Origin of the sequence: Curtobacterium sp. MCLR17_058, assembly GCF_003234705.2 — a bacterium.
Taxonomy (GTDB): Bacteria; Actinomycetota; Actinomycetes; order Actinomycetales; family Microbacteriaceae; genus Curtobacterium; species Curtobacterium flaccumfaciens.
Map to the genome: position 1 here is coordinate 2860624 of NZ_CP126262.1, position 14595 is coordinate 2875218.

The following is a 14595-nucleotide window of genomic DNA, read 5'->3' on the forward strand; positions in this document are numbered from 1 at the left end:
ACGAACCGAGCAGGAGCAGAGCATGCACACCAGCGGCAGCGTCGCCGCGGTCGACCTCGGGGCCACCAGCGGCCGGGTGATCGTCGGCCACGTCGACCCCGACGGGGTCCGGATGGACCACGTCGCGCGGTTCCCGAACGGCCCCGTCACCCTGCACGAGGGCGACGCCGACACCGGCCGCGACGCCCTGCACTGGGACGTCGTCGAGCTGTACCGGCAGGTGACCGAGGGGCTGCGGCGTGCGTTCGCCGAGCACCCCGCGATCGCCAGCATCGGCATCGACTCGTGGGCGGTCGACTACGGCCTGCTCCGCGACGGCCGACTGCTCGGGCTGCCGTCGCACTACCGCGACGACCGGCACCAGGGCGGTGTCGTCCCCGTGCACGACCGGATGGACGCCACCGAGCTGTACGCCCGGAACGGCCTGCAGCACCTGCCGTTCAACACCCTGTTCCAGTGGGCTGCCGACCCGTCGCTGCAGCTCGCGCAGCGTGCGCTGCTGGTCCCCGACCTGCTCGGGTACTGGCTGACGGGGGTCGAGGCGGCCGAGCGCACGAACGCCTCGACGACCGGGGCACTGAACGCGACCACCCGTGGGTGGGACCCGGCGGTGCGGGCTGCTGCGGGCCTCCCGGCCGGGCTGCTGCCCACGCTGCGTGACCCGGGCGACCGACTCGGCGCCCTGCTGCCGTCCGTCGCCGAGCTCGTCGGCGGCCAGGCCGACGTGACGCTGGTCGGCTCGCACGACACGGCGAGCGCCGTCGTCGCGGTGCCCGCGACGGAGCCGGACTTCGCCTACATCTCGTCGGGCACGTGGTCGCTCGTCGGCGTCGAGCTCGACGCGCCCGTCCTGTCGGACGCGGCACGACGCGCGAACTGCACGAACGAGGGCGGTGTCGACGGCCGCGTCCGGTTCCTGAAGAACGTGTCCGGACTGTGGTTGCTGTCGGAGAGCGTCCGCACCTGGGAGCGTGGTGGCGACCACGTCGACCTGGAGGCCCTGCTCGCCTCCGCCGCGGCCGTCACCGCCCCGGTCCCCGTCTTCGACCCCGCGGACGAGTCGTTCACGGCACCCGGCGACATGCCGGCGCGGATCGCCGCGTGGTGCGCGGCGCACGGGCTCAGCGCCCCCGCCTCGCGGGCGGAGTTCGTCCGGAGCATCCTCGAGTCCCTCGCGACGGCGTACGCCGAGACCCTGCGCACCATCGCCGACGTGACCGGCAAGACCATCCGGGTCGTGCACGTCGTGGGCGGCGGCTCGCAGAACCGGCTGCTCTGCCAGCTGACCGCGGACCGCACCGGCCTGCCGGTCGTGGCGGGACCGGTCGAGGCGACCGCACTCGGCAACGTGCTGGTGCAGGCACGCGCCGCTGGACTCGCGGGCCTCGGAGGGGCTTCACTGGAGGCACTCCGCAGCATCGTCGCACGGAGCGTCGAGCCCGTGCGGTACACCCCGTCGGCGTCCTCGCGCGCCGATCCCGATCGATCCCCCGTCAGGAGCCACGCATGACCACGACCGACGACCAGCACCGGATCGACCCCGCGACCGGGGCACCGGCGCCCGCGACCGGGTCCGCGTCCGCAGCTCGCACCCGGGTCAAGCGACAGCTGCCGACGGTGCGGGACCTCGCGCCGCTCATGCAGTTCAAGAAGCCTTCGCTGCCGGGTCGGCGTCAGCGCCTCGAACAGGCCTTGACGATCTGGGACCTCCGCGACATCGCCGCCCGGCGCACCCCGAAGGCCGCGTTCGACTACACCGAGGGCGCGGCCGAGGCGGAGATCTCCCTCGCCCGTGCGCGGCAGGCGTTCGAGGACATCGAGTTCACCCCGGCGATCCTGCGGGACGTGTCGCGGGTGGACACCTCGCGTCAGGTGCTCGGGGCACCGGTGTCGTACCCGTTCGGCATCGCGCCGACGGGCTTCACGCGGATGATGCAGACCGAGGGCGAGCGGGCCGGTGCCCGGGCCGCCGGACGTGCCGGTATCCCGTTCTCGCTCTCAACGATGGGCACCACCGCGATCGAGGACGTCCGCGACGCCAACCCGCACGGGCGCAACTGGTTCCAGTTGTACATGTGGAAGGACCGCGAGAAGTCGATGGCGCTGGTCTCCCGCGCCCAGCAGGCAGGCTTCGACACCCTGCTCGTCACCGTGGACGTCCCCGTCGCGGGTGCGCGGCTGCGGGACAAGCGGAACGGGTTCTCGATCCCGCCGCAGCTGAGCGCTCGGACCGTGGTGAACGCGATCCCGCGGCCGTGGTGGTGGTTCGACTTCCTGACCACCGAACCGCTGGCGTTCGCGTCGCTCGACCGCTGGTCCGGCACCGTCGGCGAGCTGCTCGACCACATGTTCGACCCGACCGTCACCTACGAGGACCTCGCGTGGATCCGTGACCAGTGGCAGGGCAAGATCGTCGTGAAGGGCGTGCAGTCCCTGGCGGACGCCAAGCGCCTGGCCGACCTGGGCGTCGACGGCATCACGCTGTCGAACCACGGCGGCCGGCAGCTCGACCGCGCCCCGGTGCCCTTCCACCTGCTGCCCTCCGTGGTGAAGGAGGTCGGGAAGGACACCGAGGTGCACCTCGACACGGGCATCATGTCCGGCGCCGACATCGTGGCCGCCGTGGCCCTCGGCGCGACGTTCACGATGGTCGGCCGTGCCTACCTGTACGGGCTGATGGCGGGCGGCGAGGCCGGGGTGGACCGGATGATCCAGATCCTGTCCGAGCAGATCGAGCGGACCATGCGGCTGCTCGGGGTGGCCTCGCTCGACGAGCTCGAGCCGGGGCACGTGACGCAGCTGCAACGGTTGCAGCCGATCCCCCGGGTCTGACGCGTCGGCTCGCCGCGCGTTGCATGGTGCACGTTCGGACGGCGGACACCGGGCGTTCGTCGGTCGATTTCCGTGACGCCCCCCGAACGGGTCACAAATGATGCAAGATGTCCGTGGACGTGTCAACGAAACCCTCGGCATCCGGCCGGCTGATGCGTCCGTCCCTCCCCGCATCCTGCGCCCGAGCATCCACGAGGAGCCCGACATCTCGACCCGAAGCACGTGCACGCCCTCGCGCGGCACGACCCCACGGCCCACCCCCACGCCCCCGGTCACCCGAGGGGGCACCCGATGATCCGCCCGCGCGATCCTGGCGGTCGTGACCGCCGGCGCCCTGGTCCTCGGCGTCCCCACCGCCGCCTCCGCCCGCACCTGGTGGGGCTGGGACGGCGAACGCCGCTGGCACAACGCCCCGGTGAACCCCACCCCGACGCCGGCCCCGGACGAGACGGAAGCCCCGGCCCCCACCGACGAGTGGACCCCGGACACGGAGCCCGAGCAGGACTCCGCGCCGATCGAGGACTCCGCCCCCGTGGCCGAGCCCGCGCCCGACGCAGAGGCCGAGCCCGAGTCCGAAGCAGCGTCGGAAGCGGCACCCAAGGCGGAAGCATCCCCCGCGGACCTGTCCGCGATCGCACCGGACGCCCCGTTCGTCGAGGACTTCACCACGAACGCCGTCACCGGCCTCGTCCAGTCGCTGTACCCGCAGTCGTGGCAGCCATACCCCGACGGCACCTCGGGCATCTACGCGCCGAGCAAGACCGTGTCGGTGCACGACGGCGTGATGGACGTCGCCCTCGGCACCGGTGCCGGAGCAGCCGGCACCTTCGGCTCCTCCGCCGGCGCCTGGGACCACGTCGGTGGTTCGTTCTCGGTCCGCGCGAAGGCGACCGGCGGCGACGGCAACGGCGCGGCCTTCATGCTGTGGCCGACGTCGAACGTGTGGGCGGACGGCGAGATCGACTTCCCCGAGGGCAACTTCGAGGACAGCCCCTCGGTGTTCCACCACTCGATGACCCCGGGCAAGGAAGCCGAGCGCGTCCAGCTCGGCACCGGCGTCTCGTGGCGCGACTGGCACACCTACAAGGTCGACTGGGTCCCCGGTGAGTCCGTCACGTACAGCGTCGACGGCAAGGTCCTGGGCACCGTCACGCACGACGTGCCGACGACCCCGCACCGCTTCATGTTCCAGGTCGGCAACTGGGGCGAGCAGGGCAACCTGCTCATCGACTGGGTCTCGACGACCGAGTAGCGTCCGCAGGTCCGCACCACGGACGGACGGGAGGCCCGGTGCCAGCTGGCACCGGGCCTCCCGTCCGTCCGTGTGGTCGCGTTCAGGGCGTCGCGCGCCGCTCAGAAGAGCGCGTTCAGGTCCGCGTAGTCCACCCCGCCCGCCAGCGAGTCGTAGGTGCCGGTGGTCCGCAGCTCGGCCGTGGCCTGCCGAACGACGGCGTACGCGGCCTGCGCGACGGCGGAACCGAGACTGATGCGGGCCACCCCGAGCCGGGCGAGTTCCGCCACGGTCGGCGACCCCGGACCGGCCATCACGTTCACCGGGCCGTCGATCGACTCCACCAGCGCACGGATGGTCTCGACGTCTCGCACTCCGGGGACGAACACACCGTCAGCGCCGGCTCCGCGGTAGCGACGAGCTCGCTCGAGCGTCTCGGCCAGGAGCCGTTCGGGATCGACGAGACCGGCGAGGTGGACGTCGGTCCGTGCATTGACGAACAGCGGCACCCCGGCTCGGTCGGCCGCGCGCCGGGCCGCCCCGATCCGGTCGGCGAGCGCATCCGGATGCAACCTGCCGTCCTCGATGTTGATCCCGACGGCGCCCGCTTCGAGCACCGCGTCAACCGTGCGCGCAACGCCGTCCGCGTCGTCGGCGTACCCGGACTCGATGTCGACGGTGACCGGCACCGACACCGAAGCCGCGATCCGCGCGACCGCGTCCATCGCTTCCGCGCGGGTCAGGGTGTTCCCGTCCGGTCGCCCGAGTGACCAGGCGACGCCCGCACTGGTCGTGGCGATCGCGGTCGCGCCGGCGTCCTCGACGAGTCGGGCGCTCACGGCGTCCCAGACGTTGACGAGGACGAGTGGCCGGGATCGGTGGTCGTGGAGGCCGTGGAAGGTCGCGGCTCTGGTCGAAGTGGTGTTCACCCTTCGATCCCAGCGGTCCGAGCGCGGACGAGCTGGCGGGTTCCGGACGACGCGGTGGCGCCGCTCAGCCCTCGGGGCGAGGAGACCTGCGTGGGTTCAGCAGGTCTCCGTCCCACGACAGGTCGTCGTGCTCGCGGACCTCGAACGCCTCGAACCGGCCGTCGTCGAGCACGCGGTCGACGAGCGCGCGCGATCCGGCGACGATCGTCGAGTCCCAGTCCTCCTCGGCGGCGACGACCCACGCGTGGTCCTCCGGCCAGATGAACGTCGTGTGCGGCGCCACCTGGCCGTGCAGGCCGAAGCTCTCCCAACCCGGGACCGCCCGCTGCGCCCACGACGGATCGACGAGCTCGTCCAGGGTCGCGCTGAAGAGCCAGGTGTCCCGCGCGGGCCAGGCCATCAAGCCCCGCGCACGTCGGATCCGGTGCCGGCGTTCAGCGGACGGCGGCCCGCCCGTCCCCTCCCACGCTCCGACGACCAGGTCTCCGGGGGTCGACGTCGCGCTCCGTAGGTGCGTGGTGAGGACGGCGAGGTCCTGCGGGTCGAACCACCCGTCGTCCGACTGGTCCACGCGCCAGCCGTCGGCCCACGACGTCGTCTGCTCGTCGTCGGTCAGGCGTTGCCACTGCACCAGGGGGTGCATCACGCGGTCGTTGCGGCGCGCGACCTCCGACCACCGCCAGCGGGTGTGTTCGACGTCCGGGTGGTCGCCCCACTCGTCCGTGGTGTCGAGGTCCGCCCGATGCGCGCCGACCGGGTGCAACAGTCGTGCGTACGCCTCGAACCCGGTGCCCGCGACGCCACCGACACTCGCCCAGCCTCCGGCACGCGCGACGAGCCAGTCGCCCCGCGATGCCTCACTCAGCAGGCGCATCGTGCTGCTGCTCAGAGCTTCTCGTCGACGAGGGCGATGAAACGACTGCCGATGCCCTCGACCTCGCGCCGCGTCAGGCCGGCGGTGGGCTCGGGCGCCTGGTACGGGGCGTGGTAGTCGCACATCAGGTAGTCCCACTCGGGCCACCACTTCTTCGGGCGCGCCTCTTCGTCGAAGCCGCAGACCACGCACTCCAGGCGCGTCCAGACCTTCTTCGTGCCGGTGCGGTTGGCCCGGGACTGCACGAGCCAGGCGGGCGGGTCCTGCTCGATCGCGTCGAGCTCCGCTTCGCTCAGGCGCGACGGGATGCCGTGGCGGGTCGCCATCTCGAGGGGGATGTCGAGCCGTACGGCGGCTTCGCGGCGGGAGAGCATCCGTCCAGGGTAGGTCCTGCCACTTCCCACCTCGAACTGCGACGGCAGCAACCGGGACGTCCGCCGCGGACTTTCCTCGAGCGGGCAGTCCGTGTATGGTCTCGATCACTGAGGTAAAAGGCGCCGCGATCTGCGACGCACCAGCACGCGGCATCGAACGAGTCGCCACTTCTTCCCTCGAAGGAGTGCGCCATCGTGTCCCCCAGTCCCGCTCGCACCACCGGGCACGCGCCCGGCGGTGACTCGTCGCCTCGTCTGCGCGACGCCTGGATCGCCCTCGCTGGGCTGTCCGCGGTGTTCCTGTTCGAGATGCTCGACAACTCCGTGCTCAACGTCGCCCTGCCGACGATCGGTCGCGACCTGGGCTCGTCGACGACGGGCCTGCAGTGGGTCTCGGGTGCCTACTCGGTCGCCTTCGGAGGGCTGATGCTGCTGTTCGGCGCCGTCGCCGACCGCATCGGACGCCGCCGGGTCATGCTCGCCGGGCTCGTCCTGCTGGCCCTGGCGAGCCTCGCCACGGCGGTGGTCACGTCGACCGAGCAGCTGATCGCCGTGCGCGTCGCGATGGGCGTCGCCGCGGCGATGACGACGCCCGGGTCGATGGCGCTGGCGTTCCGCCTCTTCGACGACGAAGGTCTCCGGGTCCGGGCGCTCACCGTCATCTCGACGGCCGGGCTCGTGGGGCTGGCCATCGGGCCGACCGTCGGCGGGTTCGTGCTCGCCGTCGCCCCGTGGCAGGTGCTGCTGCTGGCCGACGTGCCCATCGCGGTCCTCGCACTCGTCGGCATCCGGCTCGGTGTCGCCCGCGACGAGGATTCAGGGCTCCATCGTGATCCGGTCGACGTGGTCGGAGCGCTGCTCGGCACCGGGACCACGGCTGGAGCGCTCGTGGCGCCGACGATCCTGGTCGAGTCCGGAGTCCACAGCTGGTGGGGGTGGGCCGTCCTCGCCCTCGCCGCCTCCTGCGCGGTGGGGTTCGTCGCCCGTGAGCGTCCCGCGCGGCACCCGCTGATCGACCTGCACCTGCTCGCCCGACCACTCGTCTCGAGCGGCCTCGCGTTCAAGGCCGCGTCGGGTCTGGCCGTCGCCGGGCTGTCGTACCTCGTGACCCTGCAGCTGCAGTTCGCCTGGGGCTGGCCGCCGGCCCTGGCCGCCGTCGGGACGCTGCCGCAGGTGGTCGTACTGCTCGTCGGCGGCCGCTTCGTCGGGCCGTTCGTGCAGCGGGTCGGCCTGGGCCGCGCCGCCTGGATGAGCGCCGTCTCGGTCGTCTCCGGTCTCGCGGTCTTCGGCGCCCTGAGCCGGTACGGGTACCCGTGGGTGCTCGTCGCGCTCGTGCTCGTCGCGTCCGGCATGCGGGTCGTCGGCGTCGTCGCCGGCGCGTCGGTCCTCACGGGGCTGCCCGCGGACCGCACCTCCGTCGGAGCGGCGCTCGTCGACACCTCGAGCGAGCTCGCGGGTGGTGCCGCCGTCGCGGCGGCGGGGACCATCGTCGCCGCCTTCGTCGCCGGGAGCATCACCACGACCACCTGGACTGCCGCCCGGATCGAGAGCTTCCAGGACGCCCTCACCGTCGCCGGGCTCGGCCTCGCCGCGGTCGCAGCGCTGCTCGTCGTGGTCGGCATGCTCCGAGCCCGGCCCACCGTCGAACCAGAGGACGAGGCCCCGTCCGACCCTGCCGACACCACCCCTGCACACACCGACCCGATCACCATCACCGAGGAGACCTCCCGTGTCTGACACCATCGCCCTCCCCCGCCCGCCGTTCGATCCCGAGTTCGTGCCCTTCCTCACCGCCATGGATGCGCGCGGCCGTTTCCACCTCACGGCGCAGATGCTGCCGCAGATGCGACAGCTGGACATGACCGAGGCGCAGCTCGACGAAGGACTGCGTGCTCGCGGCCTCGAGCGGAGCAGCATCACGATCCCGGGGCACCGCGGTGACCCGATCGACCTCGCCGTGATCCAACGCACCGGCCGAACCGGCACGGCTGCCCTGGCCTACGCGATCCACGGCGGCGGCATGATGTTCGGCCACCACCTCGGCAACCTCGACTCCTACGACGAGTGGCTGCTGGTGCACGACGTCGTCCTGGTCAGCCCGGACTACCGCCTGGCGCCGGAACACCCGGACCCGTACCCGGTCGAGGACTGCTACGCCGGTCTCGTCTGGGCAGCCGAGCACGCCGACGAACTCGGCATCGACCCGGAGCACATCGTCCTCGTCGGGCAGAGCGCCGGTGCCGGTCTCGCCGCCGGCACCGCCCTCCTCGCCCGCGACCGACGAGGGCCCTCCGTCATCGGCCAGGTGCTCGTGAGCCCCATGCTCGACGACCGCGACGCGACACTGTCGGCTCGGCAGTTCGACGGTGTCGGGGTCGCCGACCGGGAGATGACACGGTTCGGCTGGGACGCCTACCTCGGTGACCGGCGGGGCGGCGAGGACGTGTCGATCTACGCCGCACCCGGCCGCGCGACCGACCTCGCCGGGCTCCCGCCCGCGTACATCGACTGCGGCAGCACCGAGGTGTTCCGCGACGAGACCGTCGCCTACGCCAGCTCGCTGTGGGCGGCAGGGGTCCAGGCGGAACTGCACGTGTGGCCGGGAGCGTTCCACGGATCGACGAGCATGATGCCCGACGCGACGCTGTCGCGGCGGGCCGTGCGGGCCCTGCGCGAGTTCACCGGGCGTCTCCTCAGCCCGGCGGTTTGACGGCAGTCCCGGCACGAGCGCATCGCGGCGCTCGTGCCGGGACCGGCTCCTGTTCGCAGCAACAGCTAGATCCGGTCCAGGGACACCACCGTGACGACGATCGGCCACGCCTCACCGTCGAGCTGCACGGACCGCAGCCCGCGCGGCAGGGCTTGTCGGTCTTCGGACTCAACGACGACTCCCTGCAGCCCGATGAGGTGCCCGGAACCCCTGCTGTAGTGCACGCGATCACCGACGACGGGCATGATGATGGTGTCCGCCGCCAGCTCCTCTGCAGCGAGTTCGACGACGAGAGGCCGGGACTCCGTGAGCACCTCGGCGAGCTGTGCCTCGAACACGCCGCGTTCGTCGAGCTCCGCGTCGCCCGCCTCGGGATCCACGATCCTCGCGACTGGCAGGATCTGCTGGCCGATCGTGCGCGCGACTCCGCATCCGATCGCGACACCCAGGCCGGCGAGGGACAGCCCCGTGCTCGCCGTCTCGAACCGCAACGTGACTGGATCAGCAACGACCTGACGGATTCCGCCGTTCGAGCCGCCGGCGGTGTGCGCTCGCACGGCAGTCGCCTTCACCGCGCCGTGGAGTCGTGGCGCGACCGGAGCTGCTCTTGTCCGCCGGAGATCACCGCCGAACTGCTCGCCGAGATGCTTCGTGAACGCAAGGGCGCCAGGCCGTCGCTCGTCGCAGTTGTCCATCGGGTCGCCTTCGGGTCGGCTTCTCGCAGCCTCGAGTCAGGCTGTTCCCGGACCGTACTGCCGGACCGTCGGCCCACACGACGGTTCCTCACCGATCTTGCGGTAACCAGCAAGGCCGATTCGGAGTTCGCGCCGGCGCAGCCCCGAAGCGCGAGTAGATGACTCCCAGCGGGAATCGTGCTTCTACCTCGTCGCTGAACTTCGACGCTTCGGACTCAGTCGCGAAGACACCGAGCACCGTGTTGTGTGGTGACTCGTCACCACCGGGGTCTGGTCACCTCAGAGCTCTGACGTCGGCTGTTGGCGGGGGTTGAGGAGATCGCCGTCCCAGCTCAGGTCGTCGTCTTCGTGCACCTCGAAGGCCTCGAAGTGATCGTCCGCGAGGATGCTGTCGACGAGTGCGCGTGAGCCGGCGACGATCGTCGAGTCCCAGTCTTCCTCGGAAGCGACGACCCAGGTGTGATCCCCGGGCCAGATCAGCGACGTGTAGGGCCCTTCCTGCTGGGGGCGACTGCATCCCCATCCGGGGACGGAGCGCTGCGCCCACGATGGGTCAGCAAGCTCGCGCAGGCTCGAGCTGAACAACCACATGTCCCGACCGGGCCACGGCATCTGCATGCGAGCCCGCGCGCGCGCGTTCCGGCCTCCTTCGGCCCATGGCGGGTTGCCGGTGCCTTCCCATGCTCCGATGACCAGGTCGTCCGGGTTCCGCGTCGCGGCCCGCAGATGCGTGGTCAGGACCGCGAGGTCCTCCGGGTTGAACCACCCATCGTCGGACTGACCGACACTCCACCCATCCGACCAGTCCCTCGTGTGCTCGTCATCGCTGATGCGGAACCACTGCACCAGGGGATGCATCACCCGGCCGTTACGGCGCGCAACCTCAGCCCACCGCCAACGCGTGTGCTCAACATCGACGGGATTGCCCCACTCGTCGACCGTGTTCGGGTCAGTACGGTGCGCATCCACCGGGTGCAGCAGCCGCGCGTACGCCTCGAAGCCCGTGCCAGCGACACCGCCGACGGTCGCCCATCGACCGGCTCGCTTCACGAGCCAATCGCCTCGCAGGGCTTCGGTCAGCAGGATCACCGCATCAGCATCCCACGGCGAACGCCTTCACTCAGGAAAAGCAGTCTCCGAAGACCATCCGCAACCGGAACCGCCCCTACTCCCCCACGTCCGAGCAGCCCGGCAACGCCGCGATGTCCGTGCACCCGTACTCGCTCCACCCACCCTGGCCGTAGGTGTCGTACGCCGCAGTCGACGCCACCGTGGCCCCTGCACCAGCCGTCCGGACGAAGGACGGGGTCGGATCACCCTCGGTCGTCCACCGGACCCACTGGAGCGAGGCCACCTCGCCCGCTTCGCTCGCGTCCCGCAGACACCGCAGGCTCTCGGCAGGGAGCGCACCGTCGGCCTCGAGCTCCACGTCACCGCAGTCGGTACCGCTCGGGTTGCTGACCCACTCGGGCGCATCGGCGAGTGTGCGGGCGGACGCGATGGGGTCAGCTGGCTGCTCGCTGCACGCCGACAGGAGCGGCAGCGCGACCAGCGCGAGTCCGGCGGCGGCGAGGACCAGTGGCTTCTGCACAGGACGAGCATGGCTCAACGAGACGCCCTGCCGGGTCACGGTCCGACAACATGTCGAGCGCTGGCGACCTGACGCCCGATGGTCCACACCAGACGGACGGGAGGCCCGCTGCCAGCTGGCAACGGGCCTCCCGTCCGCATGATGGTCGCGTCGACGACGCGACGAGCAGGCGCTGGTGCGTCAGCGCGATCGGACGATCGCGGCCTTGGTCTGGTCACGCAGGTACGCGATGCCGGCGGCGTTCGGGTGGAGTGCGCCGAAGAGGATGCTGTACTTCGTCCCGGCCAGCGGCGTGCTGTTCGCGGCGGTGCCGCGATCGGTCAGGGTGAGTCCCGCCATCCAGGCGGAACCCGACGCGGCACAGGGGGTGTGCGCGGCAGAGCCCTGGAGCGTCGAGACGTAGGTGAACCCACGAGCCTTCGCCGCAGCCTTGACCGCTGCGTCGAGCGCGTTCTGGGTGCGGTGGAAGTAGGCGGTGTCGGTCGCGGTGAAGGGGAACGCGTTCTGCGGGAACGGCGGCTCGAGACCGGAGTCACCGAGGAGGCTCGAGAAACATCCCTTCGGGGCCTGCGCCGCACCCGGCGCGATCATCGGGTAGCCGACGACGAACACCTTCGCCTGCGGAGCACGTTGCGCGATCACGCGGAACGTCGACGCGAGCCGCGGTGCCACGACGGTGCGGATGCGCGATGCGAGACGATCCCGCGTGACGCCGTGCACGACCGGTGCGTAGTAGTCCTTGCAGTGGTCGTAGGTCTTCCCGTGGATCTCCGAGAACACCGGGCCGGCCTTGTCCAGCGCGACGCAGTTCGCGATGACGCCGGAGAACCCCAGGTCGTTCCCGCCGATCGACACCGTGACGACGTCCGTGTCCTTGGAGAGCGCGTCGGCCTGGACGGGCGCGGTGGCACTTCCGGCTCCGGTCTTCTGCGCGACCCGGGAGATGTTGCCGGTGGTGGCACCGGCGCAGGCACGGTCGTCGAGCTGGAGTCCCAGTGACGCTGCGACCTGGTGCGGGTAGTCGGTGGTGGACTGGAAGCAGCCGGCTGCCGGACCCGAGCTGTAGGGGGCGACGCCGAAGCCGCCCGCGTACGAGTCGCCGAGGGCCACGTAGTTGTCACCGCTGGCGGCGGCCACGGACTGTGTGGGCGCCGCGCCGTCGGCGTTGGCCGCGGAGACGGGCCCGGCCGCCCCGACAGCGAGCGCTGCCGCCGTGAGGACGCCGCTGGTGATCAGCAGCGCGTTGGTCCGGCGGAGGCGAGGAGCGTGACGCATGGAGCAGGTTCCTTCCAGGGGGCCTATTCGACAGACGATCGTCTGACAAGTAGACGGTAGGTCGGCGGGGCGTCCCGCGCCATGAGAGGGCCACAAGGTGCATGGGATGCGCTCCGCGCACCCGTCCTGTCCTGTCGTGTCCTGTCCTTCGACGTGGATCAGGCCAGCGCGCACCAGGTGGACAGGTGGTCAAGCGCCGCTCCGGCCGTGTCCACCAAGCGCTTGCGGGTCGATTCCCGGTCGGCATCCGCGAGGACCGCGTCGCCGATGGCCTCGGTGGTCTGCTGCACGACGGCCACGAGGGCGGCCGCCTGAGCACGCCGGGTCATCGAGTCGAAACCCGTGTCCGCCAGTTCTGCTGCCACCGCGGACGTGACCTCTTCGTAGAACTCCAGCGCCCGTCGACGGAGCACCGCGCTGAGCCGGCACTGCGCCGGGAACTCCCCTCGCGCCAGAGCCGGATCCTCTGCGACGTACCGATCGACGTCCTCGATGACGATGGTGCGCATCGCTTCCGCCGGCGACTGGTGCGCACCTCGGTCAGCAACCGCAGCTCGGATCTTCTCGAGCACCTCGTCGGCTCGGTCGAACACCAGATCGGGTTTGGTCGGGAAGTAGTTGTAGACGGTCTGATCCGAGACGCCTGCAGCTCGGGCCACGTCTGAGATCGACACCTCGTCGTACCCGTGCTCCGCGAACAGCCGTGCAGCAACATCCCCCAGGCGCTCGCGGGTCTCTCGTTTCTTGCGCTCTCGCAGCCCCGACGGAACACCCTCGCTCGACTCCACCATCCCCCGAGTCTGACACGAAACGTTGAGTGACCCAAAGTTCTGGTACGTTGGCCGAACTTAGAGTCACTACAAGTTCGGTGGATACCGAGGAACGAGGACGATCGATGACCACGCAGACACAGGAACAGGTCCTCATCGCAGGAGCGAGTTTCGCTGGGCTCACGACCGCGCTGTGGATGCGTCGGCTCGGGTACGACGTCTCGATCGTCGAGGTCGCTCCCGGGTTGAAGCGAGGCGGCACCCCGGTCGACATCCGCGACGACACCATCGCGATCGTCGATCGGATGGGCCTGCTCGAGCAGATCTCGGCGAAGGCGCTGGCGCCGCGGGTGACGGAGTTCACGACGCCGGAGGGAGACCGCATCGCGCGGATGGATCCCGTGCCGCCCTCGGCCGGATCGACGGGCGACGGCTACGAGATCCACCGCGACGACCTGCTCGACATCCTCGCCGCCGCGACCGAGGGCGAGGTGGAGATGCTGTGGAACAACTCGGTCACGTCCCTGCACCAGACCGACGAAGAGCGCGTGCACGTCACCTTCCGCGACGGAACCGAACGGGACTTCTCGATGGTGTTCGGTTGCGACGGCAACCACTCCACAGTGCGTCGACTGCACTTCGGGCAGGAAGCGCGGTACAGCCACTTCCTGCGGACGTACTACTCCGTCGCCACCCTCGACGACCTCGTCATCGAACCGCAGACAACCCAGATCACCAACGCACCGGGCGTCACGATGCTGGTCAACTCGTACGACACCACCACCGACCTCGTCCTCGGCTTCCGCTCCGAGCAGGAGATCCCCTTCGACCACCACGACGAAGCGGCACAGAAGCGCATCCTCTGCGAGCACATGCTCCGGGCCGGTTCGCCGTTCTCGGACCACGTCGACGAAGCCATCGGCGCCGAGACCTTCTACTTCGACAAGCTCAGCCAGATCAAGATGCCGGCGTGGACGTCCGGCCGCGTCGCACTCGTCGGCGACGCCGGTTACTGCCCTTCCCCGGCCGCCGGGATGGGCGGCTCGCTCGCCATCATCGGCGCCGCCGCACTCCACGACGCCCTCCGAGACGCGGACGGTGATGTCGACCAGGCGTTCGCTGACTACGAGCGCGCGCTCCGGCCGGTCGTCGAGGCGGTACAGCACGACGCCGAGCACATCGGTGTCAGCAGCTACTTCCCCGCGACCGCGGACCAGATCGATGCGCGCAACAGGATGCTGCTCGACCGCTGAGTACGGACGCCCCGCGGTGGCGCCTGTTCGGAACAATTCCACAAGACTTCTTGTGCGTATA

The 14595-nt window shown here is 70.7% G+C and carries 14 protein-coding genes; 6 read left to right on the forward strand and 8 right to left on the reverse strand.

Going from position 1 to position 14595, the window contains the following annotated elements:
* Positions 1-22 precede the first annotated feature (22 nt).
* The 3 genes from DEJ11_RS13515 (at position 23) to DEJ11_RS13525 (ending at position 4084) form a co-directional block, all read left to right on the forward strand.
* On the forward strand, positions 23-1510 hold the full coding sequence (locus DEJ11_RS13515; RefSeq protein WP_111104903.1) for a rhamnulokinase: 1488 nt from the start codon (positions 23-25) through the stop codon (positions 1508-1510).
* Complete coding sequence (locus DEJ11_RS13520; RefSeq protein WP_181440888.1) at positions 1507-2832, forward strand: alpha-hydroxy acid oxidase; 1326 nt, start codon at positions 1507-1509, stop codon at positions 2830-2832. Before DEJ11_RS13515 ends, DEJ11_RS13520 begins: the two co-directional genes overlap by 4 nt.
* Positions 2833-3151: 319 nt before the next feature.
* Positions 3152-4084 (forward strand): glycoside hydrolase family 16 protein, encoded by a 933-nt coding sequence (locus DEJ11_RS13525; RefSeq protein WP_284176631.1) that lies wholly within the window; start codon positions 3152-3154, stop codon positions 4082-4084.
* 101 nt (positions 4085-4185) lie between these two features.
* On the opposite strand, the gene DEJ11_RS13530 is transcribed toward DEJ11_RS13525, so the two are convergent.
* From DEJ11_RS13530 to DEJ11_RS13540, 3 genes are all read right to left on the reverse strand, one after another.
* Positions 4186-4992 (reverse strand): isocitrate lyase/PEP mutase family protein, encoded by an 807-nt coding sequence (locus DEJ11_RS13530; protein ID WP_111105238.1) that lies wholly within the window; start codon positions 4990-4992, stop codon positions 4186-4188.
* Between the two features lie 64 nt (positions 4993-5056).
* On the reverse strand, positions 5057-5866 hold the full coding sequence (locus DEJ11_RS13535; protein ID WP_111105239.1) for a hypothetical protein: 810 nt from the start codon (positions 5864-5866) through the stop codon (positions 5057-5059).
* An 11-nt stretch (positions 5867-5877) separates the two neighbouring features.
* Positions 5878-6240 carry a hypothetical protein gene (locus DEJ11_RS13540; protein WP_111022117.1) on the reverse strand — a complete coding sequence of 121 codons (363 nt, stop codon included), beginning with the start codon at positions 6238-6240 and terminating at the stop codon, positions 5878-5880.
* 195 nt (positions 6241-6435) lie between these two features.
* Between DEJ11_RS13540 and DEJ11_RS13545 the strand changes: the two genes are divergently transcribed.
* A complete protein-coding gene (locus DEJ11_RS13545; protein WP_349775171.1) occupies positions 6436-7977 on the forward strand; it encodes an MFS transporter in 1542 nt (513 codons plus the stop codon).
* A complete protein-coding gene (locus DEJ11_RS13550; protein WP_111105240.1) occupies positions 7970-8950 on the forward strand; it encodes an alpha/beta hydrolase in 981 nt (326 codons plus the stop codon). The genes DEJ11_RS13545 and DEJ11_RS13550 overlap by 8 nt, the downstream gene beginning before the upstream one ends.
* Before the next feature lie 65 nt (positions 8951-9015).
* Here DEJ11_RS13550 and DEJ11_RS13555 read toward each other — a convergent pair whose 3' ends face one another.
* The 5 genes from DEJ11_RS13555 to DEJ11_RS13575 all read right to left on the reverse strand — a co-directional run bounded on the left by DEJ11_RS13555 (position 9016) and on the right by DEJ11_RS13575 (position 13302).
* Positions 9016-9645 carry a hypothetical protein gene (locus tag DEJ11_RS13555; RefSeq protein WP_146250118.1) on the reverse strand — a complete coding sequence of 210 codons (630 nt, stop codon included), beginning with the start codon at positions 9643-9645 and terminating at the stop codon, positions 9016-9018.
* Positions 9646-9924: 279 nt separating this feature from the next.
* Entirely contained in the window at positions 9925-10734 is an 810-nt protein-coding gene (locus DEJ11_RS13560) for a hypothetical protein (RefSeq protein WP_111105242.1), read from the reverse strand.
* A 76-nt stretch (positions 10735-10810) separates the two neighbouring features.
* The gene (locus tag DEJ11_RS13565; RefSeq protein WP_111029953.1) at positions 10811-11236 is read right to left on the reverse strand and encodes a hypothetical protein; all 426 of its coding nucleotides are present in this window, start codon (positions 11234-11236) and stop codon (positions 10811-10813) included.
* A gap of 180 nt (positions 11237-11416) precedes the next feature.
* On the reverse strand, positions 11417-12511 hold the full coding sequence (locus DEJ11_RS13570) for an SGNH/GDSL hydrolase family protein (protein ID WP_111105243.1): 1095 nt from the start codon (positions 12509-12511) through the stop codon (positions 11417-11419).
* A gap of 158 nt (positions 12512-12669) precedes the next feature.
* Complete coding sequence (locus tag DEJ11_RS13575; RefSeq protein WP_111105244.1) at positions 12670-13302, reverse strand: TetR/AcrR family transcriptional regulator; 633 nt, start codon at positions 13300-13302, stop codon at positions 12670-12672.
* Between the two features lie 104 nt (positions 13303-13406).
* Between DEJ11_RS13575 and DEJ11_RS13580 the strand changes: the two genes are divergently transcribed.
* Entirely contained in the window at positions 13407-14534 is a 1128-nt protein-coding gene (locus DEJ11_RS13580; protein ID WP_111105245.1) for an FAD-dependent monooxygenase, read from the forward strand.
* Positions 14535-14595: the final 61 nt, after the last annotated feature.

Coding starts and splice junctions, on each gene's coding strand:
- DEJ11_RS13575 (WP_111105244.1), bottom strand. CDS start 13,302: ATGGTGGAGTCGAGCGAGGGTGTTCCGTCGGGGCTGCGAGAGCGCAAG.
- DEJ11_RS13515 (WP_111104903.1), top strand. CDS start 23: ATGCACACCAGCGGCAGCGTCGCCGCGGTCGACCTCGGGGCCACCAGC.
- DEJ11_RS13570 (WP_111105243.1), bottom strand. CDS start 12,511: ATGCGTCACGCTCCTCGCCTCCGCCGGACCAACGCGCTGCTGATCACC.
- DEJ11_RS13535 (WP_111105239.1), bottom strand. CDS start 5,866: ATGCGCCTGCTGAGTGAGGCATCGCGGGGCGACTGGCTCGTCGCGCGT.
- DEJ11_RS13540 (WP_111022117.1), bottom strand. CDS start 6,240: ATGCTCTCCCGCCGCGAAGCCGCCGTACGGCTCGACATCCCCCTCGAG.
- DEJ11_RS13520 (WP_181440888.1), top strand. CDS start 1,507: ATGACCACGACCGACGACCAGCACCGGATCGACCCCGCGACCGGGGCA.
- DEJ11_RS13555 (WP_146250118.1), bottom strand. CDS start 9,645: ATGGACAACTGCGACGAGCGACGGCCTGGCGCCCTTGCGTTCACGAAG.
- DEJ11_RS13580 (WP_111105245.1), top strand. CDS start 13,407: ATGACCACGCAGACACAGGAACAGGTCCTCATCGCAGGAGCGAGTTTC.